We start from the raw sequence: 14,372 nt of genomic DNA on the forward strand, positions 1-14,372 counted from the left end.
GACAGCATGACAACGACCGCAGTGAACCCCGGCGTCAGCGACGCCGCCTTTGAAGACGCCACCTACCGCAAGGTCAGCTGGCGCCTGGTGCCCTTCCTCTTGCTGTGCTACGTGGTGGCCTACCTGGACCGCGTCAACGTGGGCTTTGCCAAGCTGCAGATGCTCAACGACCTGCAGTTCAGCGAGACCATCTATGGCTTGGGCGCCGGCATCTTCTTTATCGGCTACTTCCTGTTCGAAGTACCCAGCAACGTGATCCTGCACAAGGTGGGCGCGCGCATCTGGATCGCGCGCATCATGATCACCTGGGGCGCGATCTCGGCGGCGATGATGTTCGTCACCACGCCGACCATGTTCTACGTGCTGCGCTTCCTGCTGGGCATTGCCGAGGCGGGCTTCTTCCCCGGCATCATCCTGTACCTGACCTACTGGTACCCGGCCAACCGGCGCGGGCGCACCACCACCTTCTTCATGACCGCGATCGCACTCTCGGGCGTGATCGGCGGGCCGCTGTCGGGCTGGGTCATGCAGTCCTTCCATGGCCACAACGGCTGGTCCGGCTGGCAGTGGATGTTCCTGCTCGAGGGCATTCCGTCGATCCTGGTGGGCCTGTGGGTGCTGGCCTACCTGGACGACCGCATCACCCACGCCAAGTGGCTGTCGCCGCAAGAGAAGGCGCTGCTGGAGCGCAATATCGCCAGCGAGGATGCGCACAAGGAAGACCCGCCGATCCGCACCGTGATGTCCAGCCCGCGCGTCTGGCTGATGAGCGCGATCTACTTCTGCTTCGTCATGGGCCTGTACGGCGTCAGCTTCTGGCTGCCGACCATCATCAAGCAGACCGGCGTCAAGGGCGCGCTCGATATCGGCCTGCTGACCGCCATCCCCTATGGCTGCGCGGTGGTCGGCATGGTGCTGGTGGCCTACAGCGCAGACCGCAGCGGCGAGCGCCGCTGGCATATCGCGCTGCCCGCGCTGGCCGGTTCGCTGGGCCTGCTGCTGTCGGTGCAATGGCATAACGACACCACGCTGGCAATGGTGGCGCTGACGCTGGCCACCATCGGCATCCTGACCACGCTGCCGCTGTTCTGGAGCCTGCCGACTTCCTTTCTAGCCGGTACTGGCGCGGCCGCGGGGATCGCGCTGATCAACTCGCTGGGCAATCTTGCGGGCTTCCTCAGCCCCTATGCGGTGGGCTGGCTCAAGGACCTGACCCACAGTACCGATTCGGGCATGTACCTGCTGGCCGCATGCCTGGTGGTGGGCGCGGCGCTGACGCTGTCGGTGCCCAAGCGGCTGGTGAGCCAGAAATAACCCGTCCGCCAGGATCACGCGCCGTCAACGGCCCTTCCCCTGCGGGACGGGCCGTTGTTCTTCCGGCACCCGCGAAGTCGCTTGCACGCCGCCTGCGGGCCACAATGCGCCGTCGGCTGACGCGGATGTAGGACCAAGCCCGGCACTGTCGCCCACCCTTGAGCCCTAGGATGGAAAAGAGACACCCGGAGTGATCCCACGGGGTCCTCCGGGGCATCTGATTCCGAAGCTCGCCCAAGGAGGCCACGATGCCGCAACTGTCCCCGTTTGCCCCTACCCGTTCGCTGGAAATTGTCGAAGCGCGCCTGGCACGCCGCTCGCGTGTCAAGCGCCTGGTGATCGCGCTCGGCGCCGGCGTGGTCGCGCTGCTGGCCCTGATGCCGGCTGCCAGCCATGCGCAGGCGCCGGTGGTGGACACCAACCCAGCGCCTGCCGCCCTGGCGCCAGTTGCCCCGGGCAGCACCATGGCCCCGACCCCGGGTGCCACGACGCCGGCCGCGCCGCCGGCCGACACCATGCCCCCTGCCACACAGCCCGCACCGGGCATAGCGGCGCCTGCCACGGCAGCACCGCCGCCGATGGCATCCCCGGCACCCGCGCCCACCAGCACGCCACCAGCTGCGCCGGCGCCAGCGCCGATGGCAGCGCCCGCGCAGCCACGCCCGCCGCTGACCACGCCGCCCCCGCCGCCGCCGCGTGATGCCATGGTGCAGCGTACGGCCGGCTCGGTCGCCTATATCTGCGGCGGTGTCGCCGAAGACGAGCAGGTCGCGCTGCAATCGCAGGCGCGCAAGTACAACATGAGCTTGCTGTTCACGCAGGGCGCGCGCGGCGAGTACCTATCCGACGTGGACGTCAAGCTGATGCGCGGCGGCAAGGAGGTCGCCAGCTTTGTCGCCGACGGTCCGCGCTGCTTGCTGAAGGCGCCGTCGGGCACGTACAACGTGCAGGCGACTTACCAGGGCCGGACCAAGACCGCGACGGTCAGCACCGGCGGCAAGAACGCGCAGATGCGCTGGTAATCGGCTGGGAAGGCGCGCCGTGCGGCGCGCCCGTGGAGGAGGAAAAAAGGCTCGGCATCTTGCGATGCCGAGCCTTTTGCATGGCAGGCCCTTGAGAGAGCCACTGCCCTTTGCATGCCGACTGCGTGCTTCCTCAGCCTGTGGGTCCGTCCCCCAGCATCTGCGCCACCGACCCCGCCGTACCGGCCGCCCGCTCACCCAGCAACCGATGCAGCGTGCCCAGCAGCTCATCCTCGTTATAAGGCTTGCCCAGGTACACGTTGACGCCGATCTCCTCGGCATAGCGGCGGTGCTTGTCGGCCGTGCGCGAGGTGATCATCACCAGCGGCATATGCGCGGTGCGCGCGTCGGAGCGCACGTTGCGCGTCAGGTCGAAGCCGTCCATGTGCGGCATCTCGATGTCGACCAGCATGGCGTCCGGCATGACATCCTGCAGTTGCTTGAGCGCATCCACACCGTCGCGCGCCAGCACCACCTGGTAGCCGGCGCGGCCCAGCAGGCGCTGGGTGGCCTTGCGCACGGTCAGCGAGTCATCCACCACCATCACGGTCGGCTGCACGGCCAGGCCACGCACCGGCTCGGTGGTGCCGTCGCTCGCCAGTTCCGCGACCGCGCCCATCTGCGCCTGCACGGCAGGTAGCGCCGGCGTCTGCGGCACCGGCTGGCCGCGTTCGCGAACAAAGCGCTGCGCCAGCACCACCGGGTTGTAGATCAGCACGATCTCGCCATCGCCCAGCGTGGTCGCGCCGGCAATGCCTTCCAGCCGTGCCAGGTGCGGGCCGATATGCTTGACCACCACTTCGCGGTTGCCGACCACATCGTCCACATGCACCGCCACGCGCTCGGCGCCGCTGCGCACCAGCACCACCGGCGAATACTTGCGCCCGGCCGCGACCGCGTTGCCTTCTTCCAGCAGCGCGCCGAAGTAGAAGAACGGCACCTCGGCGCCAGCCACAGTTAGGCGGCCCTGGTTGTAGGCATCCAGCAGCGCCGGGGCGCGCAGTTGCTGCACCTGGTCGATCATGCCGCTAGGCACGGCATAGCGCCGCGCGCCCAGCGAGATCACCAGCACCTGCGTGATCGCCGTGGTCAGCGGCAGGTGCACGGTGAAGGTGGTGCCCTGCCCGGGCTTCGACTCCAGCGTGATGCGTCCGCCCAGCGCCACGGTCTCGGCGCGCACCACGTCCATGCCCACGCCGCGGCCGGCCAGCTCCGACACCGCGTCGGCGGTGGAGAAGCCCGGCGCAAAGATCAGCTCGGTCAGGCGCGCTTCGCTGGCCTCGTCGTCCGGCGCCAGCAGGCGGCGCTCGACCGCGCGCGCGCGGATGCGCGCCAGGTCCAGCCCACCGCCGTCATCGACGAAATGCAGCACCACCTCGTTGCCTTCCTGCTGCACCTCCAGCGTCAGCGCGCCGGTGGCGGCCTTGCCCGCGGCACGGCGCGGCGCGGCGGCTTCGATGCCGTGCACCACTGCATTGCGGATCAGGTGCTCGATCGGGCCGGCCATGCGGTCCAGCACCGAGCGGTCGATTTCCACGGTGCCGCCCTTGATCAGCAGGCGCACTTCCTTGCCGGTCTCAGCCGCGGCCTGGCGTGCCACGCGATAGAGGCGCTCGGCCAGCGCGTCGAACTGCACCATGCGCGCCTGCATCAGCCCGCGCTGCATGCCGCGCGTCAGGCGCGCCTGCGCGGCCAGGTCGCCGGCGGCGCGGTCAAAGCCGCGCTGCAGGTTCTGCTCGACGGTGGCCACGTCGTTGACCGACTCGGCCATCATCCGCGTCAGCTCCTGGAAGCGCGTGAAGCGGTCGAACTCGAGCGGATCGAATTCCTGCTTGTGCTGCGCGTCGGCAATGCGCGACGCCATCTGCGATTCCGCCTGGATCTCGATTTCGCGCAACTGCCCGCGCAGGCGCGCGACGTTGTCGTTCAGTTCGCCCAGGTAGGCGCGCATCGCCTCCAGTTCGCTGTCCAGGCGTGCGCGCGTGGCGCCGACTTCGCCGGCTTCATTGATCAGCGTGTCGAGCGCGCGCGCCTGCACACGCACCAGCGCGCGTTGCGGCTCGGCGGGCACGGCCGGCGGCATCGCCACCATCACGTCTGCCGGTCCCGGCATGGCGGGCAGGCTGGCGGCGGGCACCGCCTCGACCACGGCATCTGCCTGCGGCAGCGGCGCATCGGCCTGCGCGTCCTCCGGCACCTCGGCCAGGCCGTTGACCACGTCCGGGTCGTCCGCGGGCAGCAGGCGGCCGGACGGCAGCGCCTCGACATGCGCCAGGATGCGGTCGTACCAGGCATAGAGCCGCTCGAACAGCTTCGGCCCGACGGCCTGCTGCCCCTGCCCGCGCAGGCTGGCGTCGAGCAGCGTCTCCATTTCATGCGCGGCCTGGCCCAGCGCCATGGCACCCGCCATGCGCGCACTGCCCTTGAGCGTATGCAGCGCGCGCAGCACCAGGCCGCCGTGGCGCGAATCTTCCGGCGTTGCTTCCCAGCCGCGCAGCAACTTGCCCAGCTCGGGCAGCGTGCCTTGTGCCTCTTCCAGGAAGATCTGGACCAGGGCGGGATCCGGGGCGCCGCCCTCGTCAGATACCGGCGCAACGGGTGCCCGGTGCGGGGTCGGCAGCGCGATAACGACCGCGTCATGCGGTGTGGCCGGCAGCTGTGCGGCCTCCGGTCCGGGCAATGCGGGCGGCTCCGGCTGGTCTTCCTGCGCGGGCGGCAACTGGCCCAGCAGCTGCGCCACCGAGCCATCCGGCTCGGCCGGCGCCTGCGGCGCGGGCACCGCCACGCGCGGACGCAGCAGCGCGCGCTCGCCAAACTCAACCAGGCTGCGGCGCAGACCGGCATCGGCTTCCGGCCAGACGCCCGCGGCAAACTGGTGCAGCATGCCGCGCAGGCGCTCGACCGCCTGCTCCAGCAGGCGGAAATCGCCGGGGTGCATCGCCACCGGGTGCGAGCCCAGCTGCAGCAGCAGGGCCTCCAGCGCCTCGGCGATCTCACGCACGGGTTCCAGGCCGACGGTGGACGCACTGCCCTGCAGCGTGTGGGCGACGCGCAGCCCCAGTTCGCTCGGGCACGGATGGCCTTCATGCCGCCATTCGGAGATGTCGGTGGCGAACTGGCGCAACAGGTCGTCGGCCTCCTGCAGGTAGACGTTGTAGAGCGCCAGCCCGATGCGCACCGGCCCGATGACCTTGTAGTGGTCGTCCTCGTCTGACAGGCCGCCGGACAGGCGGAACGGGATCACATTGTCTTCGCCGTGCTCGACGGCCTCGGCGGCCGCCTCGGGTGGCGCTTCTGCAGCCGCTCCGGGCAACACTGGCAGTTCGTCCGCGGCCTGCGCGGCGGCCGGGTCGCGCACCGCCTCGGCGGCTGCCACCAGCGGCGCGATGTCGTGCCAGGTCGCCGCATCGCGGTGCAGCTGTGCCACCCACGCCGACAGCTCGGCATGCGCGCGGCGCAGCAGCGACAGCAGCGCGGGCACCGGCTCGCGCGCTTCGGCAATCCACAGGTTCATGACCTGCTCGACCGCCCAGGCCGCTTCGCCATAGCGATGCAGGCCGACCATGCGGCTGGAGCCCTTGAGTGTATGGAAGGCGCGCCGCACGCGGCTGAGCGTATCGGCATCGTGCAGCGCCTCAACGCCCGAGCCGAGGTCGCCGGCGATGCCGCCCAGCACCTCGTCGGCTTCGTTCAGGAAGATGTCGAGCAGTTCGGCGTCCAGCGCCGCCTTGTCACCGGCAGCCGGGAGGCCTTGCGCCGCAGCCGGCGCGGCCGCCGCAGCCCCCGCAGCCCCCGCCGGCTCGGCCAGTGCCAGTGCCAGCCTGCCTGCGGCATCATCGCTGCCGGCCAGCCAGGCATTGCATTGCATGGTGGCTTCGGCAGCCTGGCGGCGCAGCGCGGCATCGTCGTCGATGGTGGCCTGGTCGGCCAGCGCCTGCAGCGCGGCGCGCAGGCGCTGCACTGGCGGCGCATCGGGCACGGGGCCGGCCTGGATCGCCTCGGCCGCGGCGGCGCGCGCGGCGGCCAGCGGATGCTGCGCGGCGCGCGGCGCATCGGGCTCGCCGGCATCGGCAAGCGTATCGGCCCGCCGCACGCGGCCGAATTCCAGCGCATCGGCGAAGGCATGGACCGCGCCCAGCTCTGCCGCAACTTCGCCCAGCAGCGCGGCGCGCGCACTGGCATCGGCGAGTTCGCCCGGATCGGCCAGCCGCGCATTGACGGAATGCACCGCGGCGGCGGCCTGCGCGGCATCGTCCACCAGCGCCGCAGGCAGCGCGGCGGACGACTGCAAGTGCGCCAGCGTGGCGCCAAGCGCGACAAAGGCCTGGCATGCATCGCGCAGGTGGCCGGCGCCTTCGGCGCGGGCCGCGTTGCGGTCGAAGCTGTCCAGCCACGATTCGCCGCTGTCCAGCTGCGCCCGCAGCTGCGTCACGGCCTCGCTGCGCAGCGCCTGGGCGCGCGCCTCGTCGACCATGTGCGCAAGCCACGCGGGCGCGCCCGCGGCGGGATCGGCCAGGCACGTCGCCAGCGCCTCGCACTGCGCGGTAAAACGCGCCGCTGCCGGATGGGCGGATTGCCCGTGCACGCGCCACGGCAATGCCAGCGCGCGCGCCAGGAACAACGCGATGCCGGCTGCGCCGAGTGCCTCGCCACGGTGATGCTGCCCGCCGTGCATGGCCGCCTGTGCCAGGCAGCGCTGCAGCGCAGGCTGCCCAAGCGGCTGCGCGGCTTCGGCCAGCGCGGCCAGCGCGGTTTCCCAGCCGGCGGGTTCGCCGGCGGCGGCGTGCTCCAACCCGGCGGCGGCCTGCTGCAGGTTGCGCGTATCGATCGGGTCGAGCCAGCCGTAATAGCGCTGGCGGAAGTCCGCATTGGCAAGCGCGTGCGCGGGATCGAGGCGGAATGCCGCGAGCGTGCGCGCAATATCAGCACGCAGCGCAGCCACGCCCTCGCCGTCACCGGCCCCGTCGCGGGCCAGGCCAGTGCAGACCAGCAGGAACACCGCGTCGTTGAGCAGCGCCTGCGGCACGCGCACATGGCCCTGCAGGTACTGGCGCAGCAGCAGGTTGGCGCGGCCGGCAAAGCGCTTGGCCAGCAGGTCTGAAGGCAACAGGCCAAGGCCCAGCGCGCGGAACACCAGCCCCAGCACGTGCCAGACCCCGCGATCCGGATGATCCGCCGCGCGGCGCGCCTCCTGCTCATTGGCGCGCACCTCGTCCAGCGCCGCGCACAGCGGCAGCCAGGCCTCGCGCAGCAGCGCCGCGTCGGGGCACGGCGCAGGCAGGCGCAATGCCTTGAGCAAGGCTGACTCAAACTGCTGTCGCGCACGCATGACCGCCGCCGGACCTCGCGCCGGCAGCAGCATGCCGGGCAGCATCTGCAGCTCATCGAGCCACAGGTCGGCCGGATGCACGCGCTCTTCGCCCAGGTGCGCCAGCACGCCCGCATAGGGCTGGAACAGGCGCAACGGCGCTTCATCGTCTCCGGCCATCAGGTCGTCGACATACTCGGCCAGCGCCTGCACGCCGGCGCGGAATACCGCCAGCGCCTCGGGGCCGGCGGCAACGGTGCCGGCGTCGATGGCTTCGAGCAGGCGGCGCAGGGCCTGGCAATACGGATCGGTGCCGCGCAGCCCGACGATATGCACCGCGCCGGCGGCCTGGTGCAGGTGCTGGCCGGCCAGCCGCAGTGAGGTGGTATCGCGCGCGCCCAGCGCTTCGGGCGCCTGGCGGACCTCGTCGACATAGTGGCCAAGCTCGGCGGCGGCGTCTTCCAGCGCGCTGCGCAGGCTGGGCGCAAGCCACGCCAGGCCGGACAGGTCGCGCGCGGGGGCGCCTGGATCGGGGACAACTGGCGCGCTGGCGGACGGCGGCGCCGGAGCCGGCTCGGGCACGGCGCTGGCTTCAGCCGGTGCGCCGGCTGCGGCGCCATCGCGCGGGACAGGGAAATTCAGGGACATGACGGCTTCCAGTGCGGCGCCCGGAGGGCGGCCGCGGGCAACCTGCCGCAACAGGCGGCAGGCGCGGAGTTGGCATGGAACGCGTGGCCGCTAAGCCTGGTAAGGCCGCGGTGCGCGGAAGCGGTCGCAGGCGTCATCCGGCCACTCAGGCGATCTTGAATCGCGACACGGAGTTGCGCAGCTCTTCGGTCAGCAGCGTCAGCTGGCGCACCGACTGCGCGGTCTGGCGCGTGCCGGTGGTGGTCTGCTCGGTGACCTGCAGGATGCGCTCGATATGGCGGGCCACGGTGGTGGCCAGGTCAGCCTCGTGCGAGGTGGACTGCGAGATCTGCTCGATCAGCTCGGCCAGCTGGCGCGACACGCGCCCGATCTCGACAAGTGCGGCACCGGCGTTGTCCGACAGCCGCGCCCCCTCCACCACGCCCTGCGTGCTGCGCTCCATGGCGTGCACCGCGTCCTGGGTATCGGTCTGGATGGTGCGGATCAGCGCGCCGATCTGCTTGGTGGCCTCGCCGGAGCGTTCGGCCAGCCGCTGCACTTCTTCGGCCACCACCGAGAAGCCGCGCCCGGCTTCGCCCGCGGACGCGGCCTGGATGGCGGCGTTCAGTGCCAGCACGTTGGTCTGCTCGGTAATGTCCGAGATCAGCTCGACGATTTCACCGATCTCCTGCGACGACTCGCCCAGGCGCTTGATGCGCTTGGAGGTTTCCTGGATCTGCTCGCGGATGTCGTTCATGCCGGCGATGGCGTTCTGCACCGCCTGCTGGCCCTGCTCCGCGGCAGACAGCGAGGCGCGCGCCACGTTGGCGGACTCGGCCGCGCCGCGCGACACCTGCGTGATGCGGTCGGCCATGTCCACCACCGATTCGCCGGTCTGGCGGATCTGGCGCGACTGCTCTTCGGTGGTCGACACCAGCTGGGTCGAGGTGGACTGCACCTGCCCCGACGCCTGCGTCACCTCGCCGGCGGTCTGCTGCACCCGGCCGACCAGCTCGCGCAGTTCTTCCACGGTGTAGTTGACCGAGTCGGCAATGGCGCCGGTGATGTCCTCGGTCACCGTGGCCTGGCGCGTCAGGTCGCCGTCGGCGATGTCCTGCAGCTCGTTCATCAGCTGCAGAATCGCCTTCTGGGTGTTGTCGTTGTTGCGCTTTTCGTCCAGGCGGCGGGATTCGGCCTCGCGCTCGCGCGCCTCGGCTTCCAGCGCGCGCATGCGTGAATCGCGCAGGTACATTGCCGCCAGGCCCACCAGGCACAGCAGCGTCATGGCCGCCGACACCACGGTCGCGCCCAGCGTCACCGGGCGCACGCGCGCCGACTGCGCGTAGGCGCGCTGCAGCGCCGAGAGCTCGCCGCGCAGCGCCTCGTTGTCGTTGAAGATCTGCTGCTGCGCGCGCTTGGCGGCAATCAGGCCCGGCAGGTTCTGCAGGATGGTCTGCGTGGTCTTCTGCACCGCTTCAAAGCGCTGCGACAGCTGCTTCAGGTAGCCGCGCGTTTCTTCGTCGGCGGCCGCCGACAGGCGCAGCGCCTCGCTGCCGTTGAGCAGGCCGTCCAGCGTTTCGCGGAAGGTGTTGGTGTCCTTGCCCAGCAGGAACGCGGTTTCGGGGTTGACGCCTTCGCCGGCCAGGAACTCGTTCAGGTTCTTGCCCAGGCGCTGCGTCAGCATCACCAGCTGCGCCGAGGCCGCCACCTCGCGCGCGTTGGCGCCGGACTGCAGCTTGATTGCCGCGACCTGTTCGGCGGATTCCAGCAGCTCAGGGTTGGAGGCGTTGAAGATCTGCAGCGTCTGGCCAATGGTGTTCAGCACCGGCTGCTGCGCCAGCACGTCGGCGGCGCTTTTCTCGGAGCGCTTCCACGATTGCATCGCGGTCTCGAGCAGCGGTTCGGCCGCGCCGCTGGTGGCGCGCACGCGCTTCTCGTCGCTGCCTTCCTGCAGCGCCTTCAGGTCGCCTGCGAGCGCGTCTTTCGACTGGCGCAGCTGCGTGAAGGCCTGCGCATTGCCCAGCAGCGCCACCGGCACCGCCTTGCCCAGGCGCTGCGAGTGCATCAGCATGTCGCCGGCGATCTCGATCTGCGCGGCGGCGTTGTTGGCGATGCGGTTGTCCAGGTACACCGAGCCAAGCAGTGCCACCAGCGACACCACCACGCCCACTGTCAGCAGCCGCTGCTGCGACGAGAACGGCATGCGCCCAAGCCAGCGCGTGACATGCTCCATTGGCGTGGCGCCCAGGCCGTCGGCGGATGGGGGAGCCGGCGCGGGTTCCGGGCCGCCGGCATAGGCCATGCCGGGCCCGCCCGCCAGGCCGCTGGCTGCTTCGGATGCCGGCGTGCGCCGGCCCAGGCTGAATTTCTTGAAACCCATGGCACCCTCTTCCGTTTTTTTCGTTGTCATGCCCGGCGGCTCGTGCCGGGTGCCGCAGGCCATGGCCTGCGCGTCATTCTTGTATCTTGTAATTGGCGGCGGGCCTCAGGCCGCAACCCGTCCCACCTGCAGGAAGGCCGGCGCGTCCAGCAGCGCGCGCACGTCCAGCACCTGCCAGTCACGCCCGTCGCGGTCGGCAAAGCGTTGCCCTTCCCATGCCGGCGTGCCGGCCGGTGGTGGCGCATCGCCGTGCGGCAGGCTCAGGTCGGCGGCATGGCGCAAACCCGCCACGCGCGTGGCCAGGATTGCGCAGGCGCGCTCCACCTGGCGCGACAGCACCACGATCTTGCTGCCGGGCTGCAGCGGCGTTGGCGCGCCGCCGCAGAACAGGCTGAAATCGATCACGCCCAGCAGGCTGCCGCGCGCATTGACCAGGCCGCTGTACCACGGCTGCGTCAGCGGCACCGGGCTGGGCGGGCGCATGTCGAGCACCTCGCCGGTATCGGCCAGCGGCAGCAGCCAGTTGCGCGCGCCCACCTGCAGCGCCAGGTAGCTGTCGGCCGCGGGCAGGCTGCGCGCCTCGCGCAGGCGCCGGGCCAGCATGGCCTGGTAGTCCTGCAGGCGGGTCTGGCGGGCGCGGAGGTCTTGGCGTGGCGCGTTCATCTGGCGGTCCCCGGAACAGGTGGCAGTGGCTTCCCGTACGGCCTGCGCTGGCAGCTCAGTGCGCCAGCGCGGCGATCTTGCCCAGCAGCTCTTCGCCGTCGACGGGCTTGACGATGTAGTCCGACGCGCCCTGGCGCATGCCCCAGATGCGGTCGGTGTCCAGGCCCTTGCTGGTGCACATGATCACGGGGATGTCCTTGAAGCGGTCGTCGCGCTTGATCGCGCGGGTGGCCTGGTAGCCGTTCTGGCCGGGCATCACCACGTCCATCAGGATCAGGTCGAAGCTCTCGGCCTGCAGGCGCGCGAAGGCCTGGTCGCTGTTGCTGGCAACCGAGACCTTGAAGCCGCGCTTGCCGAGCAGGTCGGACATGAACAGGGCTTCGGTGGGGGAGTCGTCGACGATCAGGATCTTGTTGATGGCAGTCATGAGGTTTTCCTTCGATTCGTACATGGCGTCGCGTGCATGCGCTTCAGGCAGGCAGCACGTGGCCCGCGGCCTGGCATGGCAGGCAGGCCTGCACGGCGTGCAGCAGCGCTTCGCGGGTAAAAGGCTTGGCTAGATGGTCGTGCGCGCCGACCAGGCGGCCGCGCGAGCGGTCGAACACGCCGTCGCGCGAGGACAGCATGATCACCGGGATGGCGTGAAAGCGCGGACTCTTCTTGATCAGGGAGCAGGTCTGGTACCCGTCCAGGCGGGGCATCAGGATGTCGCAGAAGACCAGGTCCGGGTGCAGCTCGCCCACCTTGGCCAGCGCCTCGAAGCCGTCTTCGGCCAGCACCACCTGGTATCCCGCCTGCGACAGGAAGATCTCCGCGGTGCGGCGGATGGTGCTGGAATCATCGATGACCAGCACCTTGCGGCGCGGCGGCGCCGTGGTGTCCGGAATGGAAACGCCAGGCGCCACACCCTGGGCGCCGGCGGTATTGACCCGCTGGTTTTCTTCTGTTTGAGCGACCCGCATTGTTGTTCCCGCGACCAGCTGCCCCTTGCGGAGCGCCGGCAAGCACTAGAGAACACCCGTGCGGAGCAGCGCGACCCCATGCGCGCCCCGACGGACCCCCGACAATTTTTGTTTCCCTTCCAAGGCCGGGCTGTGCCCGGCAGCGGCGATGCGTGGAACCCGCACCTGCCTACCGTCCTCCCAGCCAGCGGCAGAGGGACGGGCAGTCATTTTGCAACAGAGTGTGACAAGACGCCGGGGGGCCGTCAATCCGGTCCGGCCGCGGCCGGCCGGCGTTCTGTCGCATCGGCGCGACGCGCGCCCGGTAATTGTTCTTCTGGGGGACGCCGCCTCAGATGGCGACCATCTCGAAATCTTCCTTGCGCGCACCGCATTCCGGGCAGGTCCAGTTGATGGGCACGTCTTCCCACCGGGTTCCGGGGGCGATGCCGTCTTCCGGCGCGCCTGCGGCTTCATCGTAGATCCAGCCGCAGATCAGGCACATCCAAGTCTTGTATTCCATAACAGGCTCTGGCCACTCTCCATTAAAATCCAGCGCAGATGGTACCGAAACCGTGCCGCCGGCGCCAGCCGGCGGCCGCCAGAATCGTGCCAGATCCGCCGTGTTCGCGCATGTTAGCGCCCTGTTAGCGCATGATTGGCCGGCAATTGCAGCGAATTTCCGCTGTTTTTGCCGCATGTCAACGATAAGTCCCGGGCCCGCCGCACACGATCCCTGCAGTCCTTGTCCTCACCTCAACGCCATGTCCCGTAATCAGCAGCTCTTCGACCGCGCCCAGCAGACCATTCCCGGGGGCGTCAACTCGCCCGTGCGCGCCTTCCGCTCGGTGGGCGGCACGCCGCGCTTCATCACGCGTGCCGAAGGCGCCTATATGTGGGACGCCGACGGGCAGCGCTATATCGACTACATCGGCTCCTGGGGCCCGATGATCGTGGGCCACGCCCACCCGGAAGTGGTGCGTGCGGTACAGGAAACCGCCGCGCACAGCTTCTCGTTCGGCGCGCCGACCGAGGCCGAGATCACCATGGCCGAGGAAATCTGCAAGCTGGTGCCGTCGATCGAGCAGGTGCGGCTGGTCTCCTCCGGCACCGAAGCCACCATGAGCGCACTGCGGCTGGCGCGCGGCTTCACCGGCCGCGACCTGATCATCAAATTCGAAGGCTGCTACCACGGCCACGCCGACAGCCTGCTGGTCAAGGCCGGCTCCGGCCTGCTGACCTTTGCCGACACCACCCAGAACGCGCCGTCGTCAGCCGGCGTGCCGGCCGACGTGACGCGCCACACCATGGTGCTGGAGTACAACAACGTCGAGCAGCTGGAACAGGCCTTCGCCAGGCATGCCGGCGAGATCGCCGCGGTCATCGTCGAGCCGGTGGCCGGCAACATGAACCTGGTGCGCGCCACCGATGCCTTCCTGAAGGCCATGCGCGACCTGTGCACCCGCGACGGCGCGGTGCTGATCCTGGACGAGGTCATGACCGGCTTCCGCGTGGCGCTGGGCGGCGCGCAGGCGCACTACGGCATCCGGCCCGACCTGACCTGCCTGGGCAAGGTGATCGGCGGCGGCATGCCGGCGGCGGCCTTTGGCGGGCGCCGCGACATCATGGCCAAGCTGGCGCCGCTGGGCGGCGTCTACCAGGCCGGCACGCTCTCGGGCAACCCGCTGGCGGTGGCCGCGGGCCTGGCCACGCTCAAGCTGATCCAGGCACCCGGCTTCTATGAGCGCCTGGCCACCCAGACCCGCAAGCTGGCCGACGGCCTGGCCGAGGCCGCCAAGGCTGCAGGCGTGCCGTTCGCGGCGGATGCCATCGGCGGCATGTTCGGGATCTACTTCCGCGACAGCGTGCCAGGCAGCTTCGCCGAAGTGACCACGAGCGACACCGCGCGCTTCAACCGCTTCTTCCACGCCATGCTGGATCACGGCGTCTACCTGGCGCCGTCGGCCTTCGAGGCCGGCTTTGTCTCGGCGCAGCACGACGACGCCATCCTGGCGGCCACGCTCGACGCCGCGCGCAAGGCGTTCGCGGCGGGCTGAGGCCATGCCAGGCAGGCGGCGCCCCGGTGCGCCGCCTGCCCCTCTGGCGACAGGGGCGGT

9 protein-coding genes are annotated in these 14,372 nt (G+C 70.1%); 3 read left to right on the top strand and 6 right to left on the bottom strand.

Annotated elements, in window-relative coordinates:
• Window positions 1-6 precede the first annotated feature (6 nt).
• Entirely contained in the window at window positions 7-1,314 is a 1,308-nt protein-coding gene (locus AC07UK_RS26205) for an MFS transporter (protein ID WP_436220998.1), read from the top strand.
• 638 nt (window positions 1,315-1,952) lie between these two features.
• On the top strand, window positions 1,953-2,336 hold the full coding sequence (locus AC07UK_RS26210) for a hypothetical protein (protein ID WP_436223040.1): 384 nt from the start codon (window positions 1,953-1,955) through the stop codon (window positions 2,334-2,336).
• A 133-nt stretch (window positions 2,337-2,469) separates the two neighbouring features.
• On the opposite strand, the gene AC07UK_RS26215 is transcribed toward AC07UK_RS26210, so the two are convergent.
• The 6 genes from AC07UK_RS26215 to AC07UK_RS26240 form a co-directional block, all read right to left on the bottom strand.
• The gene (locus tag AC07UK_RS26215; RefSeq protein ID WP_494686793.1) at window positions 2,470-8,292 is read right to left on the bottom strand and encodes a hybrid sensor histidine kinase/response regulator; all 5,823 of its coding nucleotides are present in this window, start codon (window positions 8,290-8,292) and stop codon (window positions 2,470-2,472) included.
• Window positions 8,293-8,437: 145 nt separating this feature from the next.
• Complete coding sequence (locus AC07UK_RS26220) at window positions 8,438-10,651, bottom strand: methyl-accepting chemotaxis protein (RefSeq protein ID WP_436223039.1); 2,214 nt, start codon at window positions 10,649-10,651, stop codon at window positions 8,438-8,440.
• Window positions 10,652-10,756: 105 nt separating this feature from the next.
• Entirely contained in the window at window positions 10,757-11,314 is a 558-nt protein-coding gene (locus tag AC07UK_RS26225) for a chemotaxis protein CheW (protein ID WP_013955791.1), read from the bottom strand.
• A 55-nt stretch (window positions 11,315-11,369) separates the two neighbouring features.
• Complete coding sequence (locus tag AC07UK_RS26230) at window positions 11,370-11,741, bottom strand: response regulator (RefSeq protein ID WP_010813015.1); 372 nt, start codon at window positions 11,739-11,741, stop codon at window positions 11,370-11,372.
• Between the two features lie 43 nt (window positions 11,742-11,784).
• Window positions 11,785-12,276, bottom strand: coding sequence for a response regulator (locus AC07UK_RS26235; RefSeq protein WP_249221249.1), 492 nt, complete (start codon window positions 12,274-12,276; stop codon window positions 11,785-11,787).
• A gap of 331 nt (window positions 12,277-12,607) precedes the next feature.
• Entirely contained in the window at window positions 12,608-12,778 is a 171-nt protein-coding gene (locus AC07UK_RS26240; RefSeq protein ID WP_010813017.1) for a rubredoxin, read from the bottom strand.
• 241 nt (window positions 12,779-13,019) lie between these two features.
• Between AC07UK_RS26240 and hemL the strand changes: the two genes are divergently transcribed.
• The gene (hemL, locus tag AC07UK_RS26245) at window positions 13,020-14,312 is read left to right on the top strand and encodes a glutamate-1-semialdehyde 2,1-aminomutase (RefSeq protein ID WP_436220996.1); all 1,293 of its coding nucleotides are present in this window, start codon (window positions 13,020-13,022) and stop codon (window positions 14,310-14,312) included.
• The last annotated feature ends 60 nt before the right edge of the window (window positions 14,313-14,372 follow it).

Source organism: Cupriavidus sp. GW821-FHT07C08 (assembly GCF_059419025.1).